At 31.5% G+C, this 25,006-nt stretch carries 34 protein-coding genes and 1 tRNA gene; 4 read left to right on the top strand and 31 right to left on the bottom strand.

The annotated features are described in order from the left end of the window. Positions 1 to 32 precede the first annotated feature (32 nt). The gene (locus tag MAEO_RS07265; RefSeq protein ID WP_011974124.1) at positions 33 to 1,025 is read right to left on the bottom strand and encodes a 3-isopropylmalate dehydrogenase; all 993 of its coding nucleotides are present in this window, start codon (positions 1,023 to 1,025) and stop codon (positions 33 to 35) included. Positions 1,026 to 1,264: 239 nt separating this feature from the next. Between MAEO_RS07265 and MAEO_RS07260 the strand changes: the two genes are divergently transcribed. Both MAEO_RS07260 and cfbE read left to right on the top strand, forming a co-directional pair. Then, positions 1,265 to 1,918, top strand: coding sequence for a histidinol phosphate phosphatase domain-containing protein (locus MAEO_RS07260; protein ID WP_011974123.1), 654 nt, complete (start codon positions 1,265 to 1,267; stop codon positions 1,916 to 1,918). Positions 1,919 to 1,934: 16 nt separating this feature from the next. Continuing rightward, on the top strand, positions 1,935 to 3,173 hold the full coding sequence (gene cfbE / locus MAEO_RS07255; protein WP_048062407.1) for a coenzyme F430 synthase: 1,239 nt from the start codon (positions 1,935 to 1,937) through the stop codon (positions 3,171 to 3,173). A 29-nt stretch (positions 3,174 to 3,202) separates the two neighbouring features. On the opposite strand, the gene MAEO_RS07250 is transcribed toward cfbE, so the two are convergent. The 5 genes from MAEO_RS07250 to MAEO_RS07230 all read right to left on the bottom strand — a co-directional run bounded on the left by MAEO_RS07250 (position 3,203) and on the right by MAEO_RS07230 (position 9,100). Next, complete coding sequence (locus MAEO_RS07250) at positions 3,203 to 3,367, bottom strand: preprotein translocase subunit Sec61beta (RefSeq protein WP_011974121.1); 165 nt, start codon at positions 3,365 to 3,367, stop codon at positions 3,203 to 3,205. 156 nt (positions 3,368 to 3,523) lie between these two features. Then, positions 3,524 to 4,900: a PFL family protein gene (locus tag MAEO_RS07245; protein WP_011974120.1), complete on the bottom strand. Its 1,377-nt coding sequence runs from the start codon at positions 4,898 to 4,900 to the stop codon at positions 3,524 to 3,526. A gap of 103 nt (positions 4,901 to 5,003) precedes the next feature. Beyond that, on the bottom strand, positions 5,004 to 5,609 hold the full coding sequence (gene dcd / locus MAEO_RS07240; protein WP_011974119.1) for a dCTP deaminase: 606 nt from the start codon (positions 5,607 to 5,609) through the stop codon (positions 5,004 to 5,006). A 50-nt stretch (positions 5,610 to 5,659) separates the two neighbouring features. After that, the gene (locus MAEO_RS07235; protein WP_011974118.1) at positions 5,660 to 6,202 is read right to left on the bottom strand and encodes a tRNA (cytidine(56)-2'-O)-methyltransferase; all 543 of its coding nucleotides are present in this window, start codon (positions 6,200 to 6,202) and stop codon (positions 5,660 to 5,662) included. Between the two features lie 282 nt (positions 6,203 to 6,484). Beyond that, positions 6,485 to 9,100, bottom strand: a complete 2,616-nt coding sequence (locus tag MAEO_RS07230) for an STT3 domain-containing protein (protein ID WP_011974117.1) — start codon at positions 9,098 to 9,100, stop codon at positions 6,485 to 6,487. 321 nt (positions 9,101 to 9,421) lie between these two features. Here MAEO_RS07230 and MAEO_RS07225 point away from each other — a divergent pair, with 321 nt between their 5' ends. Next, positions 9,422 to 10,321 carry an MraY family glycosyltransferase gene (locus tag MAEO_RS07225; protein ID WP_011974116.1) on the top strand — a complete coding sequence of 300 codons (900 nt, stop codon included), beginning with the start codon at positions 9,422 to 9,424 and terminating at the stop codon, positions 10,319 to 10,321. Between the two features lie 109 nt (positions 10,322 to 10,430). Here the strand turns inward: MAEO_RS07225 and secY are convergent, their stop codons facing one another. The 24 genes from secY to mfnE form a co-directional block, all read right to left on the bottom strand. After that, positions 10,431 to 11,762 (bottom strand): preprotein translocase subunit SecY, encoded by a 1,332-nt coding sequence (secY, locus tag MAEO_RS07220; RefSeq protein ID WP_011974115.1) that lies wholly within the window; start codon positions 11,760 to 11,762, stop codon positions 10,431 to 10,433. A 348-nt stretch (positions 11,763 to 12,110) separates the two neighbouring features. Beyond that, positions 12,111 to 12,542 (bottom strand): uL15 family ribosomal protein, encoded by a 432-nt coding sequence (locus tag MAEO_RS07215; RefSeq protein WP_011974114.1) that lies wholly within the window; start codon positions 12,540 to 12,542, stop codon positions 12,111 to 12,113. A gap of 76 nt (positions 12,543 to 12,618) precedes the next feature. Further along, positions 12,619 to 13,083: a 50S ribosomal protein L30 gene (locus MAEO_RS07210; protein WP_011974113.1), complete on the bottom strand. Its 465-nt coding sequence runs from the start codon at positions 13,081 to 13,083 to the stop codon at positions 12,619 to 12,621. Between the two features lie 279 nt (positions 13,084 to 13,362). Beyond that, a complete protein-coding gene (locus tag MAEO_RS07205) occupies positions 13,363 to 14,040 on the bottom strand; it encodes a 30S ribosomal protein S5 (RefSeq protein WP_048062406.1) in 678 nt (225 codons plus the stop codon). Then, complete coding sequence (locus tag MAEO_RS07200; RefSeq protein ID WP_011974111.1) at positions 14,040 to 14,624, bottom strand: 50S ribosomal protein L18; 585 nt, start codon at positions 14,622 to 14,624, stop codon at positions 14,040 to 14,042. Before MAEO_RS07200 ends, MAEO_RS07205 begins: the two co-directional genes overlap by 1 nt. Before the next feature lie 17 nt (positions 14,625 to 14,641). Continuing rightward, a complete protein-coding gene (locus MAEO_RS07195; RefSeq protein WP_011974110.1) occupies positions 14,642 to 15,088 on the bottom strand; it encodes a 50S ribosomal protein L19e in 447 nt (148 codons plus the stop codon). A gap of 33 nt (positions 15,089 to 15,121) precedes the next feature. Then, positions 15,122 to 15,589: a 50S ribosomal protein L32e gene (locus MAEO_RS07190; protein ID WP_011974109.1), complete on the bottom strand. Its 468-nt coding sequence runs from the start codon at positions 15,587 to 15,589 to the stop codon at positions 15,122 to 15,124. A 207-nt stretch (positions 15,590 to 15,796) separates the two neighbouring features. Then, a complete protein-coding gene (locus MAEO_RS07185; protein ID WP_011974108.1) occupies positions 15,797 to 16,348 on the bottom strand; it encodes a 50S ribosomal protein L6 in 552 nt (183 codons plus the stop codon). Positions 16,349 to 16,383: 35 nt separating this feature from the next. After that, entirely contained in the window at positions 16,384 to 16,776 is a 393-nt protein-coding gene (locus MAEO_RS07180; protein WP_011974107.1) for a 30S ribosomal protein S8, read from the bottom strand. Positions 16,777 to 16,797: 21 nt separating this feature from the next. Continuing rightward, positions 16,798 to 16,959, bottom strand: coding sequence for a 30S ribosomal protein S14 (locus tag MAEO_RS07175; RefSeq protein ID WP_011974106.1), 162 nt, complete (start codon positions 16,957 to 16,959; stop codon positions 16,798 to 16,800). A 66-nt stretch (positions 16,960 to 17,025) separates the two neighbouring features. Next, positions 17,026 to 17,571, bottom strand: coding sequence for a 50S ribosomal protein L5 (locus MAEO_RS07170; RefSeq protein ID WP_011974105.1), 546 nt, complete (start codon positions 17,569 to 17,571; stop codon positions 17,026 to 17,028). 43 nt (positions 17,572 to 17,614) lie between these two features. Continuing rightward, complete coding sequence (locus tag MAEO_RS07165; RefSeq protein ID WP_011974104.1) at positions 17,615 to 18,349, bottom strand: 30S ribosomal protein S4e; 735 nt, start codon at positions 18,347 to 18,349, stop codon at positions 17,615 to 17,617. A gap of 34 nt (positions 18,350 to 18,383) precedes the next feature. Then, complete coding sequence (gene rplX, locus MAEO_RS07160; RefSeq protein ID WP_011974103.1) at positions 18,384 to 18,743, bottom strand: 50S ribosomal protein L24; 360 nt, start codon at positions 18,741 to 18,743, stop codon at positions 18,384 to 18,386. A gap of 20 nt (positions 18,744 to 18,763) precedes the next feature. Further along, positions 18,764 to 19,162 (bottom strand): 50S ribosomal protein L14, encoded by a 399-nt coding sequence (locus MAEO_RS07155; RefSeq protein ID WP_011974102.1) that lies wholly within the window; start codon positions 19,160 to 19,162, stop codon positions 18,764 to 18,766. A gap of 9 nt (positions 19,163 to 19,171) precedes the next feature. Continuing rightward, on the bottom strand, positions 19,172 to 19,501 hold the full coding sequence (locus tag MAEO_RS07150) for a 30S ribosomal protein S17 (RefSeq protein WP_011974101.1): 330 nt from the start codon (positions 19,499 to 19,501) through the stop codon (positions 19,172 to 19,174). Between the two features lie 207 nt (positions 19,502 to 19,708). Then, positions 19,709 to 19,999, bottom strand: coding sequence for a ribonuclease P protein component 1 (gene rnp1 / locus MAEO_RS07145; RefSeq protein ID WP_011974100.1), 291 nt, complete (start codon positions 19,997 to 19,999; stop codon positions 19,709 to 19,711). Between the two features lie 264 nt (positions 20,000 to 20,263). Next, positions 20,264 to 20,572 carry a stress response translation initiation inhibitor YciH gene (gene yciH, locus MAEO_RS07140; protein WP_048062405.1) on the bottom strand — a complete coding sequence of 103 codons (309 nt, stop codon included), beginning with the start codon at positions 20,570 to 20,572 and terminating at the stop codon, positions 20,264 to 20,266. A 36-nt stretch (positions 20,573 to 20,608) separates the two neighbouring features. Continuing rightward, entirely contained in the window at positions 20,609 to 20,806 is a 198-nt protein-coding gene (gene rpmC, locus MAEO_RS07135) for a 50S ribosomal protein L29 (protein WP_011974098.1), read from the bottom strand. Between the two features lie 32 nt (positions 20,807 to 20,838). Next, positions 20,839 to 21,465 (bottom strand): 30S ribosomal protein S3, encoded by a 627-nt coding sequence (locus tag MAEO_RS07130; protein ID WP_011974097.1) that lies wholly within the window; start codon positions 21,463 to 21,465, stop codon positions 20,839 to 20,841. A 54-nt stretch (positions 21,466 to 21,519) separates the two neighbouring features. Then, complete coding sequence (locus MAEO_RS07125) at positions 21,520 to 21,981, bottom strand: 50S ribosomal protein L22 (RefSeq protein ID WP_011974096.1); 462 nt, start codon at positions 21,979 to 21,981, stop codon at positions 21,520 to 21,522. 5 nt (positions 21,982 to 21,986) lie between these two features. Next, the gene (locus MAEO_RS07120; RefSeq protein WP_011974095.1) at positions 21,987 to 22,208 is read right to left on the bottom strand and encodes a hypothetical protein; all 222 of its coding nucleotides are present in this window, start codon (positions 22,206 to 22,208) and stop codon (positions 21,987 to 21,989) included. A 187-nt stretch (positions 22,209 to 22,395) separates the two neighbouring features. Next, a complete protein-coding gene (locus MAEO_RS07115; protein ID WP_011974094.1) occupies positions 22,396 to 22,665 on the bottom strand; it encodes an elongation factor 1-beta in 270 nt (89 codons plus the stop codon). An 84-nt stretch (positions 22,666 to 22,749) separates the two neighbouring features. Then, positions 22,750 to 22,914, bottom strand: a complete 165-nt coding sequence (locus MAEO_RS07110) for a zinc finger domain-containing protein (protein WP_011974093.1) — start codon at positions 22,912 to 22,914, stop codon at positions 22,750 to 22,752. A gap of 191 nt (positions 22,915 to 23,105) precedes the next feature. Continuing rightward, positions 23,106 to 23,768 carry a [5-(aminomethyl)furan-3-yl]methyl phosphate kinase gene (gene mfnE, locus MAEO_RS07105; protein WP_011974092.1) on the bottom strand — a complete coding sequence of 221 codons (663 nt, stop codon included), beginning with the start codon at positions 23,766 to 23,768 and terminating at the stop codon, positions 23,106 to 23,108. Between the two features lie 99 nt (positions 23,769 to 23,867). Here mfnE and MAEO_RS07100 point away from each other — a divergent pair. Continuing rightward, positions 23,868 to 23,982 (top strand) — tRNA-Trp (locus MAEO_RS07100). Between the two features lie 103 nt (positions 23,983 to 24,085). Here MAEO_RS07100 and amrB read toward each other — a convergent pair. Continuing rightward, positions 24,086 to 24,940: an AmmeMemoRadiSam system protein B gene (amrB, locus tag MAEO_RS07095; RefSeq protein ID WP_011974091.1), complete on the bottom strand. Its 855-nt coding sequence runs from the start codon at positions 24,938 to 24,940 to the stop codon at positions 24,086 to 24,088. Between the last annotated feature and the right edge of the window lie 66 nt (positions 24,941 to 25,006).

The raw sequence follows: 25,006 nt of genomic DNA, 5'->3' as shown, positions 1-25,006 counted from the left end.
CACCATTTATATTTTTTATTTATTGGAATAAATTAAACTCTTTTAGCAACTTCTTCTGCCATTTGTGTCGTTGTTAAGCTTCCCCCTAAATCTGGCGTGGTTAATTTGTTTTCAAGAACTTCTTCAAGTGCCTTTTCCACCCTATCAGCTGCATCATTTTCATTTAAATATCTTAACATTAATATTGCCGTTAAAATTGTAGCTGTTGGGTTAGCTATTCCTTTACCTGCTATGTCTGGTGCTGAACCATGAACCGGTTCAAATAATCCGTATTCATCTCCGATGTTTGCCGATGGAGCCATACCAAGCCCTCCAACAGTTCCAGCTGCACCATCTGATAAAATATCTCCAAAAAGGTTTGAGGTAACAACCACATTAAATGTTTCTGGTCTTGTTATTAGATACATATTTAAGGCATCAACATAATAATCCTCTGGTTTTACTGAGTATTGTTTAGCAACTTCATAAAATTTATTTTTAAATACTCCATCGGTTAATTTTAACACATTAGCTTTATGACCACATGTTATTTCGCCGTTATTTATACCTTGTTTTTTCCTATCCTCTGCCATATTACATGCAAATTTAAATATTTTTTCGCATGCCTCTTCTGTAATTACTCTTGTAGCCGTATAAACTCCATCTGCTATTTCTGCCTCTATTCCTTTATATAATCCTTCTGTGTTTTCCCTTACAATTATATAATCAATATCGCTATTTAAACAGTTTATACCTTTGTATGCCTTTACAGGCCTAACATTTGCATAAGTATTTAATATTTTTCTTAATTTTACGATTACATCGGCGGCTGTTTCTCCCGCTGCACCAAAAAATACGGCATCGCATTCTTTTGCGGATTTCACTGTTTCCTCTGGCAAAGCAACTCCTGTTTTTTCAAATACTTCGTCCCCTGCATCTGCATTTATAAATTCAAAATCTACGCCTGTTGCCTTTAATATGGATACTGCTGCTGGAACTACTTCCTTACCAATTCCATCTCCTTCTATAACACAAATTTTATGCATAATTTCACCTTGATTTTGATTAAAATAAATATTAATATATATTATAAATAGGAAATAATAATATAAAATAATATGGAAAATAATATAAAAATATCATTATAAATAATTAATCATTATAGTTAATCTTCAAAAACTGTCCCTTTATTTGTCCAAATAATTAGTTGGATAGAATATAGTCCTATTTACGAAAATATAGTGAAACAGTTCGAAGATTGACTATACTTTATCAAGGCGATATAATGAGATACGACTTCCATACCCATACAGTTTTTAGTGATGGTGAATTAATTCCTTCGGAGCTCCTTAGAAGGGCAATAGTTTTAAACCATAAAACAATCGCAATAACCGACCATGCCGATGCAAGTAATTATAAAGAATTGATTGAAAAAACCACCCTTGCAAAAGAGGAGCTAAAAAAATACTGGGATATTCAATTAATAGTTGGTGTGGAGCTCACACATATACCTCCAAAATCAATTGAAACAATGGCAAAAAAATGTAAAGATATTGGTGCTGAAATTGTGGTTGTTCATGGTGAAACCCCAGTAGAACCAGTTGAGGAAAAAACTAATTATTATGCCTCATTATGTGGCGATGTGGATATTTTAGCACACGGCGGATTTATTGACGACGAAACAGCTAAAAATCTTGTAGAAAATAATATATTTTTAGAGATTACGGCAAGAAGGGGACATTCTTTAACAAATGGATTCGTTCAAAATATTGCCAAAAAATACAACATACCAACGGTAATAAATACCGATACCCATGCTCCAAGCGATTTAATAGACATAGAATTTGCAAAAAAAGTTGGATTGGGTTGTGGGATGGGGCTCAATAGAACGATGAAATCATTATCGGATTATCCAAAGGAGCTCCTTAAAAAAATTTAAAGGTATCATTATGTCTATGCTAATAATCGATGTTAATCACGGAGCTCCCGAGTTGGCAAAAGAGTATATTGAATTAGGTTATGGTGTGTCAATATGGGACATATACGGAAAATTAGATAAAGAAAAAAATTTTTTAAATAATATTAATTTCAAAGAAATTAATAAAATAAATATTTTAAAATCCACAGAAGAACCAAAATTTAATAATTATGATAAAATTATAGCCCCCATTCACTGCCCCATAGATGTGGATTTTATGTCATTTCATGATGCCACATCTGAAATAATAAAAGAAAAATATGGAAGCATACATAAAAAATTTATAGAAATTACAGGAGTAAAAGGAAAAACCACAACAACGGAGCTAATTAACCATATATTAAGGGAAGAATATAACACATATCTAAATAACAGCAATAAAGGTTCTATTGCACCAGTTTCAATATTAAATTGTATTAACTACTTAAATGAAATAAATAAAATTGATTTTTACGATATTTTCATTTTTGAAGTATCTTTGGGGCTAACTTCTTGCGAATATGGTGCAATTACAAATATACTTGAAAATTATCCCATTGCAAAAGGAAGGAAAGATGCTTTTATGGCTAAATGTTCCACACTAAAAAATGCAAATAAAAAATTCGTTAATAAAAATTTACTAAAATCAGATATCTTTGAAAATATAGATACTGTAATTGATATAAATAAAACAGAGTTATTATCAAAATATCCGCTTCGTTATGAATATAATAATAAAATAGTTGAATTTAATAACAACATTTTTGGAAGTCATTTTATTGAAAATTCATTATTTGGGATTGAAATTTGTAAAAATTTTATGGATATTGATACCATTGTCGATAAAATAAAATCATTTAAAATAAATGGTAGAATGAATGTTGTTAAAAAAGAAAATAATTGTTATTTAATTGAAAATATAAATCCTGGGTTAAATGTAAAATCAATAGATAATACAATTAATGATTTTATAAACGAGTTTATAAATGATTTTGATAATAAAAATGGATATATTTTAATTGGCGGAGATTTTGGTTGCACTTGCGAAGAAATAAATATTGAAAAATTGTCAAAAGTCATTAAAAAATATCTTTCCAATAAAAATATTAAATTTATATTGTCTGGCGACCTTGGAAAAGAATTAAAAAAATATTTTGATTTTGAATATATTGATAATATTGATTATGATAAATATAATGGTAATTTGTTAAAAATATATCGTAAAAAAATATGTTAATATTGGAACCCCGGGAGCTCCCAAAATATTTATGCCAACAACCCATAATTTAATATAAACAGTAGAACCATTATCGAAATTGTAATTCCCAATACTTTTTCAGGAGCTATTTTTATTTTTGATGCATCTTCATCCATATATCTAACAAGTCCTGCACTTGTGCTTAATCCTGCATCCTGTTTATTTTTTGACATATTATCAACCCATAATATATATTAAATAAATATATTAAATAATCTTAAAACCTTGGTTTATATGATTATTCATTTAGTTGTAATGAAATATTATTTTACTATTATATATATTTCATTACATATTATATATTTATTTTTTTTATTGAGATTTTATTTTTAATTTAACATTGATTGAATTGGAGCAGGTATTCTTCCTCCTCTGTTTATGAATTCCTCTGAGGAATACTCATTTACAGGCATAATTGGAGCTGTTCCCAATAATCCACCATATTCAACGAAATCACCAACATCTTTACCAGGAACTGGAATTACCCTAACCGCAGTAGTTTTTTTATTAACCATTCCTATTGCCATTTCGTCTGCGATTATGGCAGATATTGTTGAAGCTGGTGTTTTTCCCGGAATTGCTATCATGTCCAATCCAACAGAACATACACAGGTCATAGCTTCAAGTTTGTCTATACTTAGGGCCCCATCATTTACGGCCCTTATCATTCCTGCATCTTCACTAACTGGAATAAATGAACCACTGAGACCGCCCACATAACTAGCCGCCATTGCCCCACCTTTTTTAACGGCATCATTTAATAGTGCCAGTGCAGCTGTTGTTCCATGTGTTCCGCATCTTTCAAGCCCTATTTCCTCCAATATATTTGCTATACTATCCCCTGGTGCAGGTGTCGGAGCTAATGACAAATCCACAATTCCAAATGGTATATTTAAATCAGTTGCAACTTCTCTTCCAATTAATTCCCCCATTCTCGTAATTTTATATGCTGTTTTTTTGATTTCATTGCATACAGTTCCGATATCTTTGTTGTCTAATCTTGCCACTGTTGCACGAACTACACCCGGACCAGATACCCCAACATTTAAAACGGCATCTCCTTCCCCTACACCATGAAATGCCCCAGCCATAAATGGATTATCCTCTGGTGCATTTGCAAATACTACAAGTTTTGCACATCCAAGAGCATCTTTTGTTGTGGTAGCGGTTTCTTTTATTATTTCCCCCATCTTTTTAACAGCATCTAAATTTATACCTGCCTTCGTAGATGCCACATTTATTGAAGAACAGACTGTGCTAGTTTCTTTCATCATTAAAGGAATAGACTCTATTAAAGCTAATTCTCCTTTTGTCATTCCTTTTTGAACTAATGCGGAGTATCCTCCGATAAAATCAATATTTATATCTTTTGCTGCTTTATCAAGTGTTTTTCCAACTTCTACACAGCAGTTAATTGCATCCTCCTGTTCTAGATTTTTTATTGCACTTCCAATAATTGAACCTATTGGTGTGACGGATACCCTTTTTGTTACTATCGGTATACCATATTTTTTTGATACGGTTTCAGCAGTTTTCACCAGCGTTCCTGCCTTATCCACTATTTTATTGTATATATTTTCGTTGAGTTTATCAATATCCTCACTAATACAATCCATTAAATTAATTCCAATTGTAGTTGCCCTTATATCTAAGTGCTCATGCTCTATCATTGTAATTGTTTCTATTATTTCCGCTGAGTTAAACATTTTATCCTCTTTATTTTATTTTTTATTTTCTGTTAAATATCTATTAAATATTATTATTCTTTTTTAGTACCAAGAATATGTTAGATATATTATAATATATTATTTATATTTCATCTTTGTGTATAAGTGATGCATTTACAGAATTTTGTCCCCCATATTTAGAGCCTTTTCTATCACAATACCCAATATTTGCAGGCGTTAGGGTTTTAGAGAATATTAATTGTCCTATCCTTTGATTTTTATAAAGAATTACCGGCTTATCATAGGCCACTATTTCAAGAGTTATTTTACCTTTAAAACCTGCGTCAATCCATCCCGCTGTTTGGTGTGATTGTAAAAACACCCTACCAAAACTACTTCTACCTTGATACTGGGCACATATATCATTGGGGAGCTCCACAAATTCAGTTGTGGTTCCAAGCAATCCACCTTTAACTACAACATCAACGCCGTATTTATTTTTAAAATATTCTATTTTTTCATCGTCTAATTCATAACATAATGGGCATACCATTATGGAGTTTTCTATTTTAAACTTATTATGATTTAATTCTTTCTTTAAATCATAAACTTCATCTGTATATACTATAAATTCATCTCCAAGTGTAATATCGTAGGAGCAGGGTCCAACAAATTCTTTATTAAAAGGTTCTATTACCAAACCTCCTGAATCAATTTCTTTAATTATATCATTATCGCTTAACATCATATTTTCACCCAAAATCGTATAAAAATCTTTGGATTTTTTGAGATAATTTTTTACCGTATTTCGACCGATTTATATCTATCCGAAGGATTAACTTTTATTTTTGCATCTGGATATTCTTTATATAGGGAGCTCCCTTCAAATAATCTATCCAATAATATGGCTATTGCGGCAACTTCTGAATGGGGTTGATTTCCAACCGATACATTGTAATCTGCCAATTCATAAGCCTCTTTTGGAACTTTTTCCGCACCAATAATTATTAATATATTTTTACTGTCTTTGCCTTCTTGTCTTTTTTCTATTATTTTTTTCATTATTTCATTTATGTTTTCTCCATACATAGTTAAATGAATTACTATTCCATTGTTTTTTTTGAATGACCATATATATTGTTTCCAAGAATCCACCACATCAAACTTAAAATCACCGCCCCATTGTTCGACTATTCTATTTACACTATCTTTTACATGGTCATCATTACTTACAAATAATATTTTATCGGCCCCCAGAGCTCTGGATGTGAGGGCTACATGAGTGGATATTCTTTTATCTCTGCCCCACCTATGGCCTAACCTTAAAACTTCGACTACCATAAAATCACCATAATATAATAATAACAATACCAAGTAATATAATAATATTAATAATAAGGCCAATATCTTAAAATCGCAAAGCGATTTTTACGATCGTATAAATATTTCCCTGGAAAATTTAGAGATAATTTAAATATATATAATTTAAAAATAAAAATAATCCATTTTAAAAATACGCTGTAAAATAATAAAATATAATATTATTTCCCAAACTATAATGTAAAAAGTTCCAGAACATACATATGATAAAATTTAAAATATAAAAAGATGTTATATTATTTATTATTTTAAATATTCAGTTCCATAATCTACTTTATATATTTTAAATCCTGGTTGAACTCCTTGATTTGTTGGGTCAATTGAGGCTTTAATAAGAGCCATATTTTCCAATCCTGCACCATCAAAGAAATGCAATTTTGAATATACACTATTTTCAAGATTTTTCGAAGATATCCAAGCATTTGCAGAATATTTATTATTTCCAACAGGATTTAGTCTAATCAATAAACTGTATGTTCCGTTTTCGTTGAATTGTTTTTCTTGTATCTTTGTTCCATCATAAATTATTATTTTATGATATTGTGATGGTTTTTGACTAACAAGCTTTTGTGTTTTTAAATCATACACCAAATTATATGAGTCCATTGTATTATTTTGAATTAATATCGCATCCATTGCCATATAATTTCCATCATTTTGAGATACAACCTTTACAACTAAGGTATCATTTACCATATATCCCTCTCCATTAGTTTTAGCGAAGAATCCCATTTCTCTTTTGTCATTTGGTGTATCTGCTGGAAGACCATAATCCCAATTACCAAACATACTCCATACAGATGCAATATCTGTCATTCTATTGTATGTAATTAAATAATCAGGATTTGGATTTTCCGGATGTGTTAAATTCAATACTTCTTTTGTTTCTTCGTCGGTTAATCCATATTGGTTAGTTAATACCGCATATGCCGAAGATTTATTTAATGGCAATATTTTATTTAATATTGTGGTGGTTTCTTTAACACTGCCATTTGTTTTTTTCATCAATATGCTACTTCCATCAAAGGCACTATCTCCACTTGTAGCAATCATCCTTAATATCCCTGTTGCCAATTTTTCATCAGAAGTAGAATATGCTTTTCCTACCCAATATGCCCGTGGTGAATTTTGACTTCCTCCATCAAATGTAACCATTTTTCGAGTAGCCCATGTATATATATGTCCATTATCCCACCAACAGGTAGTTACTGAATTATCTGGTGTTTCTGTTGCTATCCAGTCTAATCCTTCTTTCCAGCCATCATTATAAGTTGGAACAGTTGCTAGCGGAACTGCACTTGCCAGTGATGGAACTACCAATATTATTGCCAACAATATACTAATTAATTTTTTAATTTGCATATCTTTATTTGAAGCTATTATATCTACCATTTTATAAATAGCAAGTATTGCCACTAATGCCAAAAACCCATATGCCGCAATAGGAACATAGGTTGTAGGCAATAATATATTTAATATTTCAGACTTTATTCCGATAATACTAATAAGCCCCAATAATCCAATTATCGGATATAAAATCCATTTTGTTAAATCATCATTTCTTATTTTAATAATATTATCAAGTTGTCCCGCAAATACTCCGATACCTATTGATAATGGTGGAACCATTAATCCAATAAACCTATTTCCTTTTGTTGCCGCATAAAATGTTATTGCCAACCAAATTGCCAATATAAGGGCATATTTTACATCAAATTTAATTATATTATCTTCTTTTTTACCTCGATATCTCATAGATACAAATGATGCCAATACTCCGATAATTCCTGCCACAAATAAATATTTACTTCCTGCGGAGCTCCCTATTATTGTGTTCATATCTACCTTATTTAATTCCGCAACAGTAGTATATACATTAGGCCAACCTGATGCATGTTCCGTTGTTGTGAGGGCGGCTTGCTGACCAATAGGAGACATTATCCCCCCCATAAGTGTATCCACGCCATATAATAATGATATTAATAATGCACTTCCAATAATAAATATTCCTGCAATTGAAAGGATACTTTTTATATTTTCAGCTTTTACTATTGATTTTATGTCATATTTTTTAATTATTATAGAATATATTGAGTATATCAATAAAAATCCAGCGGAGATATAATAACCATACCACCAACCTGCCCACATTTTAGTTGCCAAAGTCATTGCAATGGTTGCCAGTGATGCAAATATTAAAGATTTTTTTAAATTATTTTGGTTGTGGATTGCCTCCATAATAAACCATATTATAAATAATATAGGTAAAACCTCAAATATCGGCGTATCTGCAAATCCTGCTGATGTTTTATATAATAAAGCTGGGCTTGTGCTTATAATTGTTGCTCCAACAATTCCTCCAATATTGCTTTGGGTAATTCTCCTAATCATGAAAAATACAGGAGCTCCCAACAGCATACTCAATAATGCTGGAACCCAATATGCCGCATTCATTATAGACACAGTTGAATCAAATGAATGCCAAATATCATAAACTGCCAGCGTTACCATTGTAATTGTAGGAACATCTTTTGGTGCAGGGTGTCCCGGTGGAGCATATTGAATTGTATCATACGGAACCTTCTCCCCATTAATTTCTTTTAGTGTTTCTCCCAAATGTCCGTTATTATTATAATTTTCTGCCAATCTAAGATAATAATAGGGGTCTAATGCAATTAAATACATTCTACCATTTTCATCAGCAAACATCTCTTTTAATTGCTGATTGTCTGTAAATCCCATGTCAGCAGGTTGAGCTCTTAATTGAAAACTCATTAATGCTATAACCAATACAATCAATATTGTTTTTAAATAGCTGTGATTGTTTATGAATTTTGCTATTTTTTTAATTTGTTCCATTGTGCCACCTAATTTTATATAGGGCATGTTTGAAAAATCAAACTTTTCCATTTCGAGTAGTGTCAAAATTCCTTTGGAATTTTTACTGCCCCCAAACATACTATATGCATATGGTTTTTATTTAATAAAATATATACTAATTATATTAAAATTAGTGTGTTCGAAAATTTGTTTATTATGGGTCAAAATGATTAAATGTAATATTCTTAAAATACCCATAATAATTACCTATGACATCCATTAATACAAAGTTAAGCAAATCAAAGATTAGCTATAAAGATGTTCTCGAACATACTAGATAAAATTTATATTGTGATTATTATGATTTATGATATTGGTAGTTATGCATATTATATTATATCTTATTTATTATTTGGATTATTGTCATATATATTTATAAATATTTTTATAAAAACAATGGTAAATTATAAATATGGTATTGATTTGCATAAACAAAATAACAAGAAAATTGCAGAAATGGGAGGAATTATTCCTGTATCGTTGAGTTCATTAATTTTATTGGCCTATGCCCCATTGTTATCAATTGTATTGTTATTATCTGGAATAATTGGAACATTGGACGACATTTATAAATTGTCCTCGAAGGTAAAATTTATAGCTATGAGTCTTGTTGGTATTCCAGTTAGCCTATTTTTGGGTTTAGATGTTATTCATACGATAATAGCTATGTTGGGGATTGCAATATATTCAAATTTTACAAATATGCTTGCAGGATTTAATGGGCTTGAAATTGGAGTAGGAATAATTTCTGCAATATTTTTAGGGCTTATTTTGTTATTAAATGGGGATATTTCTGGATTTAATGTTGTTATGATATTTGTATCCTGTTATTTTGGATTATTTTTATTAAATAAATATCCTGCGAAAGTATTTCCCGGAGATGTCGGAACTCTGCCAATAGGTGCATTTTTGGCAACTGTTGCAATTTGGAAAAATCTTATTCCCGAACTTATTATAATTATGTTGCCACATTTCATTGATGCACTATTAAAGTTATCCACTGGATTTACAAACAGAGAAAAACAAAGCCCAACTAAAATCAATAAAGAGGGAAAATTATTCGTTGATGGAGGATATTTATCTATTATGAGATGCCTTTTAATGAAAAAACCAATGAAAGAATACAATATTGTATTTGTTGTGTGGTTTTTATCTATGTTATGCGGATTAATTGCAATATTATATAATCATTTCCACTAGGAAATTTACTATAATTTCCTTTGAAAACATCATATTTTCATGGAATTCATTTTAAAAATATTAAATATTAAATATTAAATATTAAAATATTTATATTTTTAATTAAAATTTATTTTTTCAAGAATTTTCCAAGTGCGGGGTGGAGCTCCGATACTTGCTCCTGAACAAGCTGTTCATACATTCTATATACAATAGATACTGTAAGTAATACCCCTGTTCCCCCACCTAATGCCCCCATAAAATCTGCACCCGATGCTAACAGCCCAACAAATGCGGAGCTCATTACAGTTATTGGCAATATATATCTTTTTAATCTATTTTCAATTGATTTATTGGATTTTCTAAATCCTTTAATTGCCATATTCATACTTCCCATTTTTTTTGCCATGGATTTTGCATCTAATCCAGATGTTTCAACCCAGAACATACCAAATATTATACAAAATATTATCATTAATATTGTATATATTATTGCCCTAATCGGGTCTGCAAGAACGCTTGTTAATCCATAGGGAGTAGCAAAATAATAGGCAATCCCACTTACTGCCCTACCATCTACAAAACTACCAAGTAATGGGTAACCCAATTTACTTTGCACCATTAACCCAACTAATTGGACATTTGCAAATAATGCCATTGCAAGAATTACCGGCAAATTTGATACATATATAAATTTTATAGGATATTTTCCAACTGCACCCCTAACTCTACCGTGTGCAAGTGGAATTTCAACCCGCATACTTTCAGCATATACTACTATTAGGAAAACTATTATTGTTCCCAATATTGGAAGTAAAAACTCAAATGCTGTTCCAATTGCCCCTTGAACCATGGCATCAAAGAATTTCCAAAGATACCCGCCAGGCCCAAAAGCCCCAACAAATATTGTTTGAGAAACTCCCGCTGCAATAAACAATCCAATACCCGAACCAATACCATATCTTGAAACTATTTCGTCTAAATATATTACCAATATGGCACCAAGTGCAACTTGGGCTATTACTAACCACATTGTGCTCCCAGATAATGCTCCAAATGCTCCAACACTAACAAACATTATTGCTTCCATAAAACATAAAAATATACCAAATAATTTTTGAAGTCCTTGGAATGAGGCTCTATTTTCTGGTTTTGATAAATCTAATTTTATAAGCTCAGAACCTACCAATAACTGCATTATAATACCTGCTGTAACAATAGGTCCAATACCTAGCGTAATTAATGTTCCTATTTTTGATGCAAATATTGTTTGTAGATATTCAAATTGGGCTGGAATTGTTGCCCCTGCGGTATATATGTCAATGGTTCCCATCAAAAAATAAACTATTAAGACCAAAGCCGTCCATTTTAATTTTTCTTTAAATGTTATTTCCCGTATAGGTCTTTGCACCTCGGGAATATATTCAAGAATTGGTCTTATTTTTTTTAGAAATTCTTCCAAATTATCACCCAATATTAATTATTAAATAGAAATATGAAAATATAATATAAATATATGATGCCTGTTAAGGAGCTCCCTGCATGGAGCCCTAGCTAATTGAAATACATAATAAACTAATCTTTTCATACTTACAAAACTTAAAAGCTTTTTGAACAGCGCCACAATCGTAAATCGTGTAAAATTAAATAAAAATAGCGACAAATATTAAAAAAAGGACAAATATTAAAAAAAGATGTTTCGACATATTTAAATACATTAAATTTAAAAATAATAATATTAGAATTATAATATTTATCATCGTTAAAAATGATAAATAATAATAAAAAAATGGGAATTTTTTTTAATAAATTATAATTCAACAAATTCTCCACCAGCAGATTCTATTTTCTCTTTTGCACTTTCTGAGAATTCTACTGCTTTTATTATCATAGGACAGGTTATTTTACCTTTTCCTAAAACCTTTTCATAGTCTAATGTGGTAATGTCAATTACAATTTTTCCATCTACTATTTCAAAGGATTCTTTGTTTTTAGATACGATTTCATCCAACTGCCCCAAGTTAATTACTTTTAACTCTTTTATTAAACTGGAATGTCTTTTGAAACCATATTTACCTATGTGGTCTGGCATGTATTTAACTGTGTGAATCCATCTATGTTTTGTAACACCAGCTAAACCTTTACCTCCTTTATGGCCTGCCCCTCTATGTTTTTTAGCAGCTCCATAACCACAGGTTCTACTTCCTCTTAATTTTGTTATTTTTTTACTTTTTCTTATCATAGGGTAATCACCTGATGTATGAAATGGTTATTAACCATATCTTACGATACGGGATATAACGAAAAAAAAATAAATATTAAATCATTTTTTTCAATAATTCGCTTATTTTTTCTCCCCTGTATCCCAAAGCTCCACCTACTGTAAAGGACTTTTTAATTCCTGCTTTATTATGTCCTTTTCTTGGAGGATGTAATCTGAATACTGGTTTTATGGGTGTATCTTTTAAAAGAATTTCTTCGTTTACGATTTTTTCAGCCAATTCTTCAACTGACATGCCCATTAATTCTTTAACTGTTTCTTGGTCGATTCTCCTATTTCCGGATAATCTTCCTCTTTTTAATATCATTTTTATGAGGGTGTCTTTGTCGATTTCACCGTAGGTAATAAAATCTTTTGCTTTATTTATCATACCATTGTATGTTTCGGTGTTTGGGATTATTACACAATGATTTACTTTGTGTAACCTTAACATTTTAAGAGTATCTGCAATACTCCCTCTGACACCTACGCTACCCCTGATTCTTACAACTGCGTAAGCCATAAATTAATCACCTTTATTATTAAAGATAAAATATTATTTTATACATATCTATCCAGCACATATAAAATAATAATCTAATATATTTTTCCACTATTAGCAAATCCAACATCAATATTATTAAAATAATATGTTATGAATTATAATCTATATTTTAATTATAATATAGATCTAACATACAATATCAATTGAAGGGTTTTTACATTAAAATTCAATTAAATGCAAATAAAAATATATCCATAAATTATAAACATTTAAGGAAGATATATTTTTTTCAATTGATTATACTCTTCCTTCGTTAATTCCCAAAGTCTTTTTATGCTCTGGCAAATACCCAACAAAGTTAAGATTATTGAGTGAATCAAATGTAGCAATGGCGAAGTTGTAGGTTGTTCTTGTGTCTCCAAATGTTTTGGTCCAAATGTCCTTTATACCTGCGAGACCCAACACTGCTTTCGCAACATTTCCTGCTACTAATCCTACTCCCCTTGGTGCAGGGAGTAATTCAACTTTTACACTACCGCATGAACCTTTTGCTGCAAATGGAATTGAATGAGCTGTTCCACAACCGCATTCCCATGAACCGCATCCAGTTCTTACTTTAATCAGTGATAGTTTTGCATGGGCAATAGCTTTCCTAATAGCAGGACCTACTTCTTTTGATTTGCCCATTCCTACTCCGACAAACCCGTTTCTGTTTCCAACTACTGCCGTAGCCCTAAATCTTGCTCTTCTACCTGATTTATGCATTCTTTGAACAAGAGATACATCCAAAACTTGTTCTTCAAGGTCAGGTAAAAGGGCATCAACAATTTCAGGCTCCAATAAAGGAAGGCCATTATCAATTATATAATCTATATCTGTAATGGTTCCTTCTTTTACCTTTTTTCCAACCTGGGTTTTAGGTTCCCAAGCATCTACATTAAATTTCTTTTTTTCAGCCGCCACTGTAATCACCATTATAAGCTGAGAATCTTCTCTTTTATTTCTTCAAAGTGTTCTGGCAAATCTTCTGGATTTAATCCGTTTTTCAAATACTTTGAAAACTGTTTATTATATTTTTCTTCGTCTTCTACTTTAAGGAGCTCCGCGTATTCTTTCACATGGGAACCATTTATTCTATCTTCTCCAGGAAGTATTTCCTCACTGTGTGGAATATCCATACCTGCATCAACAGCTCCTTTTAAGATAGCAAGAACAGCTGCTCCTTTTGTAGCACTGTTTAGTCCTAAATCAAGAATTGCTTCTTCATTTCCTTCTTTAAGTGCTTTTTTACCCAATAACAATCCAGTTAAATATGCTGCTGGAACATTTCCACAGTGTCCTTTATATCCCAATTTTACAATTTCTTTGGAATGTGCAGAAACAACAATTTTATCTCCAACTTCATCATATTCAACAATTTGAGCTACTATATTATTTAATGATTTTCTCGCAACTAATCTTGGTGTTCTTGACAATAATAACTTTAATCTTAATCTGAAATTCGTTTTTCCTTCCCTTCTTCTTCTAAAAGGGACCCTATATTTAGCACCGTGTGCCATATTTGCACCTCAATTATTTATTTAAGAAGGTCGTGGTCTTCCATGTATAATTTCATGTGATTTTTACTTCTGAATGCCCCACCTTTTGCCATCCTATATAATTTTCTATAAGATGATACTTCAATTGACTCCTCTTCTCGGAGCTCCTTTAACATACATCTTAATGGTCTTATTGTGTTTATCCATTTCCTCTTTTTAGGTGTTCTTGCACCTTTTGCCCCTTTTCTTGAACCCTGTCCTTTCCTCTTTCCTTTCCTCTTCTGTTCTTTCAATTTTTTAGCTCTTCCTGAGCTAATCCCTTTTTTCTGTTTCTTAACAATAATACCGTCTTTTATTAATGCCCTGATGTCATCTTTGGTTATGGCAAATTTAACCTTGTCCAAATTCTCAGGGTCTATCCATACCCTATCAATACCGCAATCCAATACATCGGATGCAATTCTTCTTTGGGTTGATATATCCATTATACCACCTATAAGAATAATAATATTTTATTATTAATTTTCTTCTGTTTCTGTTTCTTCTGTTTCGGTTTCAGGATTTTCCGCTACTTCCTCTGCCTTAGGATTCAATAATTCATCCTGTTTCTTTTTGGATATATTGAATATTTTGATTCCCAATTCTTCTGCTCTCTTTATTATGTCTATTTTTTTCCTTTTACCAACAGTTGAAGCTACTCTTGCCCCTTGAATTTCAGGGTTTAATGCTTCTAATTCCTTTACATTGTGTATAATTATGTCTTCCAAACCTGATGGATGTAATCCTCTAACTTCAACAGGACTTCTGTATCCAATTTTAACAATAGCAGACCTATGGGTCAATTGTTTCCTCATACTACTGTGAAGACCTTTTGTTCGTCTCCAACTTGTTCCGATTCTTTTACATTTGAACCATTCCTGTCTCTTGAAATCAGGTTTTTTCTGTTTCATTTTGAGTTTTAATCTCATTAATCTCTTTTTACTCATGAGACCACCGTTTTTTCGATACTAGGCAAATCAAAGATTTATTATATATTTATTATTTATCTTTAATTTACACATATTATTTGTAGCAAATCTACGAACGAATTACACTCTACCAAGGATAAATAAAACCAATATCGTTTAATTATTATTGGGGATATTGGGCATACTATAACTTGGTTATGCACATTTTATGTAGATTCACTAATCTTACAATACTTTGCCTGCTTTTTCCACTATGTAGATACCATCTTGGAATACTCTGGTATCTCTTCCCCTAACTCTTGTTGCTTGTTCAATGTTTGCAGCGGTCTGTCCTGTTTTTTCCTTATCTATTCCAGTAACAATTACATCTTCTCCGCTAACTTTAACTTTAACTCCTTCCATAATTGTGGCTTTTCTTGGGTGTTTTTCTCCCAAGAAGTTATCGATAATTACTTCATTACCTTTAACACTGATTTTCATAGGGAAGTGGGCATATCTTATTTTCATCTTATATTCGAATCCTTCGCTTACTCCTGTAATTATATTTTTTATGTGGGATGCGAAAGTTCCAATAATTGCAGCTTGTTTCTTCCTTGGGTAAAGACTTTCAACTACTACTTTATTGTCTTCTTTTTTTATAACTACATCAGGGTACGATAGTATCCTTCTAAGTTCTTTCCCACCAGCTTTAACAACTACTTCTTCGTTGTTAATTACTTCAATGGTCACACTTTCAGGAATTTCTATTTCTTCCCTTATAATAGCGGCTACTGGCATATTAACCATACCTCCTTAGTATTATAACTTTAATTTTAGTATATATAGGATATTAATCTTCCACCCAATCCATTACTTTTTGCTTCGTCATGGGTCATTAATCCTTTTGGCGTACTTACAATCAATAAACCAAATCCTTTTGCAGGCAAATATCTTTTTTCGAATTTTTCAAATTCGGTTTTTTTAACAGCATATCTTGGTCTAACTGCTCCACATTTATTAATGTGTCCTGTTAATTCTACCTTGTAGATTCCTGCTTTACCATCTTCAATATACTCAAAGTTTCCCATATATCCTTTATCCTGCATAACTTTAAATACTCTACCTATGAGCTTTGATGCTGGCTGAACATATGCCACATCCTTTCCTACTCTTTCACAGTTGGATAGGTGGTTCAATGCATTCGCAAGTGGGTCCATTAGACTCATATTGATACCTCCTTAATTTATTTAATCATACTTTTTAAATCCTAATTCCGATGCTAACTGCCTAAAGCATTGTCTGCACATATTTATTCCATATTTACTTATAATTCCTGGTCCATTTTTACCGCATCTCTTGCATATTTTTGAACCATATCCGTATTTCTTCTTGAATGGTGTTTTTGCCATCGTTTCACCAACTTTTTATTTATGCTCCGAGGAGCTCCTTTTTACAATATAAGAGATTACTCAAAATTATTCCTGCTCTACCTTTATACCATATATAGTTTCGATATAATTAATAGCTTCTTCTTTGCTTACTAGATGTTTCGCTGGAATATTTGCTCTTTTAGCTTTTCTTCTTTTAACACTGTATCCTGGTTTTTCAAAGGTTACACATATATCCATACCATAGATTCCAACTGATGGGTCATATTTTTGATTTGGGAAGTCTATATGTTCTGGAATACCAAATGAGAAATTTCCTCTTTTGTCAAATGAATAGGTGAATAGTTGTTTTCCTGATGCTGTAAATGCCGTAAAAGCATCTTTTAAAAACTCCTCTGCTTTTTTACCTCTCAATGTGATTTTTAAACCAATTGGAAGTTTTTTTCTAATGTTAAACGCAGGGTTTGTTTGTTTTGCCAATGTTCTTACGGGTTTTTGACCGGTAATTTCACTAACAACCTTCTCAGCAGTGAGTAATTTATCCCCACTCTCACCTACCCCCATATTCACAGTAACCTTCTCTATTCTAGGCTTACTCATAGGCTGTTTTTCCCATGCTTCTTGGAAGTTCATGTTTCCACCGTATATTTATTGTATATATTTTATATTCACTTCATTACATTGAAATAACAGGTTTGTCGTCACCAACTATGAAAACATAGTCTCTAATGGTTTTGAACTGCTCTCCGTTTTCTGTTTCAAGTGTAATTATATCAGGATATAATTGTTTTTTCTCTATACCTATTATTTTTGCAAAATCGCCTACGTGTTTACCGCCTGTGATGTATGCCAATTTTCCTTCACCAAACTGAACATGTCCTACTATGCTCTGTTCTGGAATAGAGAGAATAACACAATCTCCTGTTTTATAAATATCTTCCTCAGCTTTTGTAGCATCGGCAAGTTTTACTATTTGATTTCTACCATCGTGAAGGTTTAACTGAATGTGTCCGCCTTTTATAACAGTTTTATTTTCAATTTTACATAACTTTTTAGTGTTATCTTTTATTTTATTTAATTTAATTCTACCTTTTTCATCCAATACTACCAAAAAGCTTTCATTTGCATCAGGTAATGATATTACATCCATTAAACCTGTCGGGTATCTGTGGTCTTTTCTTTTTACTCCATCAACTAACACTTTACCCATTTTAATAACTTTTTTTGCCTCTCTTGCATTATCGGCATAACCTAATAAATCTCTAAGAACCAACAATAACGGCAAGGAGCTCCCCATTGCATGAGGTCCTGCGGATGGTCTTGTAGTATATTTATTGGTTTTTCTTGAAATTTGCCAGTTTTTTGGAGCGGGTAGTCTTTTCAAATGCTTCCTTGGTCCTTTATTTGCCATATTCGCACCTTCATATAATTCTTCAATTCATCAATTATTTATTTGAAAATTTAAATCTTCTATCGTCAGAATCGTCCATCTTAACAATCATAACATTTGATGGGTGTATCGGATAGAGAGATTCATTTCCATCTTGTTTTCTATTTACTGCTCCTTCAACATATATCTTATAGGATTTGTAATCTACTTTTGATACTTCCCCTTCTATTCCTTTGAAGGTTCCTCTGAGTATTTTTACAGTGTCTCCTGTTTTTACGGGAAGTGCATTTTTGTTATATTTTTCTTTCAAATCTTTTGAGAGCATTGCACTCATCAATTTGTTTCTTGCATGGAGTGGAGCATTATATAATGCTTTCCTCTGTTTTCTTGGCTGTTTTGAAGTTGTCAAAACCATAATATTCACCACATGTCTTTTTAATGTATTATTTTAGCCAATCTTGAAACTCCTGCCCATCTTTCCGCAGCTTCTTTTGCTACTGGTCCTTTAATTTCTGAACCTTTTGGGCTTCCTTCGGGAGTTACGATTACAGCGGCATTATCTTCAAATTTAACTCTTGAACCGTCTGGTCTCCTATATTCTTTTTTCTGTCTAATGATAATCGCAGGTAATACCTGTTTTCTCATTTCAGGCGTTCCCTTTTTAACAGAAACAAATACTAAACTTCCAACACCGCCAGCAGGTAATCTTCTTGCAACACCCTTATAGCCTTTAACAGCTATTATTTCAAGCTCTTTTGCTCCTGTGTTGTCGGCGCATATTAGTCTTGCCCCATTAGGTAATGACCTTATGACTTTTGAACCAAATCCCTTCATCTAATCACCTTATTCTGAAAGCTCTATTTTTTCAATAACTACGAACGATTTAGTTTTACTTATTGGTCTGCACTCAGCAATTTTTACCTTATCGCCAATCTTTGCGTCAATACAGGATGGGCAATGAGCAACCATTGTGGTGGTTCTTTTTTCGTATCTTTCGTATTTTGGGATGTATCTTACAACATCTCTTTTAATTACAATTGCATTATGTCCTTTGTCACTGACTACAATTCCTTCAAATACCTGTCCTCTCACAGGCAAATTGCCGTGGAATGGACAGTCATTGTCGTTGCACTCATTTTCAGGAGATTTTACATCAATTCCTATGTTTCTCATAATATTCCTCCTAAAATATAGAAAATATATATTATAATAATATACTAAATATCTATGCATCTAATTTAATAAATAATATAGTGCTTTGAATTATACTAAAAATAACATAATTAGCCTACGCCGATTATGTATTTATGATATAACTGTTTATCTTGAAAGCATACTATATAATGAAATTTGAATTATAGTTGGGACTTTAAAATAGGATTAATATGGATATATGTTTTTAATTTTCCTCTTCAACCTATCTTCTGGTCTCCCCATCAGTAATTCACCAATAACCTCAATGTATTCTTCGTTTAATTTAAACTTGAATACAGCGATATCTTTTGGTATCATTACCTCTTTGGAATTGTCGAATCTCTCAATATTAATAGTATTTCGAGTTTCATATACAATCTTTCCTTTTAGTCCAACCAGAGACTTATTGGTTGATTGAGTAATTTCTACATCTAATCCGATTAATTCATGTCTTAATATATTGTATGGAGTAATCATTGGGTGTCCCTCTACCCAGCATAAACCTTAGGGTGTGCCTAAGCATCCTTAGGTCGTATATAATCAAGTAATCAAATAGTATAAAACCTACATATATGGTGGTCATATATAAACTTTATGATTATGACGACTAAATAATTATACAGAATATAATATATGGAGTGCGTTCAAAGTTTGTTCGATATTTAGCCTACGCATATATCGTAGTTTTCTTCATGGAGCTCCGAACACACCACATAAATATTTTTACTAATTTTAATATTATTACCTTACTTCAATGGTATTCTTTGAGAATCCCATTTTTATAAGGGCCTGTTCAACTTTTCTTCTGTGGTCTCCCTGTAATTCAATGGAATCTTTCTTCACAGTTCCGCCACAGGCACAAATATCTTTTAATTTTTTAGCAAGGTCTTTAACATCAATTAAAGTTGCGTCAAATCCTTCAACAACCGTCATTAATTTTCCAAACCTTCTTTTTGCAACATATATTTTTATTTTTTGCTCTTCTTTTGCAATTTCTTCACATACGCACAATTCTGTTGGTAGCCCACATACTGGACAAATTTCAGGCATTACTGCACCCCTTGATACAATGCATAATTGCATTGCTTATTTCTTTTCATTCATTATTGTTTTAATTCTTGCTACTGTTCTCTTTAACTCTTTAACTTTACCAGGATTTGAAGGAGCTCCACCAGTTGCTTTGTTGGAATTTTCCTTCATCAATTCCTTTTTTATTTCAACTAATTTGTCGTTGAGTTCAGAAGCAGACATTTCTCTTATTTCGCTTGCTCTTAATATAGCCATATTCTCACCAATAATAGTTAATTATATTTTATTTATTCTTCCACTGTTTCTACGGTGGTTTTACTTGGCACATCTTTTATAACAATTTCATCAGGAAGTGTAATTTCTGGAGGCATTATTTTAACTGTAACTCCAACCACACCAAGTTTTAATTTTGCAATTTTATGACATTGGTCTACTAATTCCTCTGATGGCTCTCCACAGTGTTTCATGTATCCTTCCATGTATTTTTCTGTTCTTGACCTTTCCCCGGTTAATTTTCCAGAAACAATTACAACAACACCTTTTGCACCTTGTGCCATAACTCTTCTAATAGCTGAATGTGCTACTCTTCTAAAATGCATTCCTCTTTCAAGGGAGGAAGCTATTTTTTGAGCTACAACTCCTGCATCCAAATCAGGGCTTTCTATTTGTTTTACTTCTATTTGAGGTTTATTTACGCCGTATTTTGTTGCAATTGTTTCGGTTAATTCTTTTACCATTTTACCTTTTCTTCCAATTACGAAACCCGGTTTTTCAGCAAATACTGTTATTCTTGTTCCTATTGGAGTCTTTTTTACATCCATGTGGCTGTATCCTGCTCTTGGTAATTTATTTTTTAAGTATTCATCAACCAAGGTTTCCATGACATTTTCTTTTATAAATGTTCTTTCAATCATTTAATTCACCTATCGATTTAAAATAATCCTGTATCATGTGTATATATATGTTTATTAGTAAAATTCTTCCAATATAACTTGAACATGAACTGTTTCTTGGTTTTTTGGCGAAGCTCTACCAAATGCTCTTGGCATGTGTCTTTTTATTGTAAATCCTTTATTTGAGGATATGTGTTTTATTCTCAATTTTTCTGTATTCATACCTTTGTATTCTGCATTTTTCTTTGCATTTTCTAAAACACTTAATATTTGTGTAGATGCTTTTTGAGGGAATCTACCTGCTGTCCATCCATATTTTCCTTTTTTATGCGGAACATCTTTTCCATGCCTTTTAAATGGAACAACTTGTTTTAACTCAATTACTCTATTTAGGTATGCAATAGCTTTATCTAATTTCATACCACTTATTTCCCTACAAATTTCAATGGTATGTTTTCTTGAAATTCTCAATGATCTACCCATAGCTCTTGCAGTTTTATTAGGGTCTGTTTCTACTTTATAATTTAACTTACTCATTTTTACTACCTCAACAATTCAATGCCTATTTTTGCCATTAATTTGGTGCTGTTTATATAGTGAATTTTTACATTCCCTATCGTGTTTTTTGATAGAAAATCAGGCCTATCAGTCCCAATCTCCATAATTAGTTTATTATTTGTATGGATATTTATGGTGTATCCACTATTTTCCACAAATTTAACAACTTCTTTTATATGCTCAATCTTGTTTATATGTGTTATCATATTTTTCCTATATGGTTAATATAATGAGTTATTATATCATATATAGTGCTAAATAGTAGTATAATGGCAAACACCACATATAATTACAGATTTAGAATAAATGTTTCGAATTATAATTTTTTAATAAAATATTAATATATCCAATAAAAAACCATAGACTACAAATATGCAAATTTTAATTTTAAAATTATACTAATGAAACTTCCACAGATTCTACACTTTCAACATCATCTAAGTTAGCCAGTGCTTCCTCAACAGGTTCTGTTCCCCCTTCTTTTTCTTCCATTTCTATAAGTGGAAATACTGCATATAATCCGAAAGCCAATGGTTCTACCTCTATGTTTCTACATATTATATCCATGCTTTCTACGGTTTCTTTTATTTTAGCAGACAATTCATCTTTATTTACTTCTGGACTTACAGGCATTACTTTTAATTTTACCATAACAATTCCCATGTTTTCACCATCTAAGTTATTTCAATATCGACAATATATTTAATATTATTATATCCATTTTATTAAATATCCCATTTCTCTATTTTATGGTCCTTCGTATCCACATTTTCCACATTTATATGGATTACTTAATTTTCTACATTTTTCGCATCTTACTAATTCTACTTCTCCACAGTTCGGGCATAAAAACCTTGCGGCATGTTCCCTTGGAGCAATCTCTGCATGACAAGATGTGCATTTATATTTCATATAATCACCAATGGTATTTTTTATATTTTTTATATCAATATGTTAGATATATTTATGTATATTTTATAGTTCGTAATCATCAATAGACATACTACTAACGAGCAAATAAGTTAATTTATAGTGTGTTTTATGTCCCTGACATATGCACAATTATATAACAACATATATGATAATTACCCGATTAATTTATGTTAATCAATTGTAATTTTTGTGCATATATCACTGTTGTTTTTTAAAATATTTATTATTCTCATTGGGTGCTTCCCATTAACTACAAAGCACTCAATATTGTGTTTCAATAACATTGTCGATATATAACTATCAACAGAAGTAAAGCCTTTAAGGGTTTTAACATTTATAGTATTTAATAGTTTTCCTTCAGGATATGTTGTATATATACCATCTACATCAGTAGCTATAATTATGCTATGAATATCCAAACATTTGGCAATATATGCAGATATTGAATCGGAGGTTAATTCCCATGAATGGGGGAGCTCCTCGGTGGCCAATACAATTTTTGAAGGTAGTATTATTACAATATTTTCTTTATTTAATATTTTTTTAGCATCATATAAATTATCTACTGCTGTGATTCCAGATATTTCTGAAAAATAAAGCCCAATTAAATCAGTTGATTTTGTGGCAAGCATGTGGGCGCCATCCTCATTTAATTCTGTTTTTTCATGGAGCTCCCTGACAACATTTGCAAACTGCCCTCCTCCGGGAACAATTATTATTTTTTTACCACTTGTGTTGCAAAAATCTTTTAATTTATTCAATAATTCATTTACCGAATATGTTAAACTACCGCCTATTTTTATAATATTTATGTTATTATTTTTGTCGTTCATAATATTCCATCCGAAAAGTATATATATATCTTATTGGTTCTATAATAATGTTTAATACAATTGTATTAATTGATAATTGTTTTAATTATATTTGTTTTCGGGGATATGGTGTAGCCTGGCCTATCATTGGGGACTCCAAGTGCCTATATGGATTTGGACTAAAACCTAATGCAGGAGAAATCCCTAGACCTGGGTTCAAATCCCAGTATCCCCATATTATTTTTTTTGTTGTAAGTTATTTTTTTGAATATTATTTTTTTAAAATAATTATATATTTATATATGTATATTAATATAATTATATTATAATTATATAATTTACTCTATTAAAAGCGAACCATATCCTACAACAGAAGAATAATCCCCAGTAATATCTCCCGAAGTGCAGTAGGATAACAATTTTGAGGTAGTTGCACCAAGCTCCTTCATTGCCCTAATCATTGCCATGGTGGGGCCATATCCACACATAGATATATTGTAGGTTATGGCATCAGAATATAAACTTTTTTCATCCATTGCCAATATATTTTTTATGATTAAAGCATCTTTTTTTGAAGCATTTTCCTGTGGCTCATAATGACTAAAATCAGTGGATGCTATAATTATTACATTTCTATTTAATTCCTTAGCTATTTTTGCTATAAAATACCCAACATCCATTGAAGTTTCATAGTCCTGCATAGCCATACAAATTGGAACAATTTTAAATTTTACGCTTTGTCTTAATGCAATATGCTGTAAAAATGGTAGTTGAATTTCTATGGAATGTTCCCTACTATGTGCCAGTTCATCTAATTCTACTACATCGCATTCCTTCCATAATTTATCGATAAATTCTGTATCTGTGGAAACATCTCCCAAAGGAGTTTTCCATATGCCGTCCATAACTGAAACTCCTTCACCTAATCCAGTATGATTTGGGCCAATTATTATTGCCGTGATATCCCCGCTAACTCTTTCCGAAATAGCACTATATGAATATGCAGCAGGAGCTCCCGAATAAATATAACCTGCATGAGGGGCAATCACTCCAACAGGCTTTTTATATTCTCCACCTATTGGGATTGTGTTAGGCCCCAATTTATGAAAATAACAGTATTCTATTATTTCAATTAATTCATTTGGGTCTGATGGATAAAATGCACCAGCCACAACAGGATTTCTTACTCCCATAGTTTCACCACCAATGATAAATTAGTATTAATTATAATATGTATAATATTATAATCATAATAATAT

It is taken from the genome of Methanococcus aeolicus Nankai-3 (genome assembly GCF_000017185.1).
Taxonomy (GTDB): domain Archaea; phylum AGJL01; class Methanococci; order Methanococcales; family Methanococcaceae; genus Methanofervidicoccus; species Methanofervidicoccus aeolicus.
This window is presented reverse-complemented; position numbering and strand designations above follow the sequence as displayed.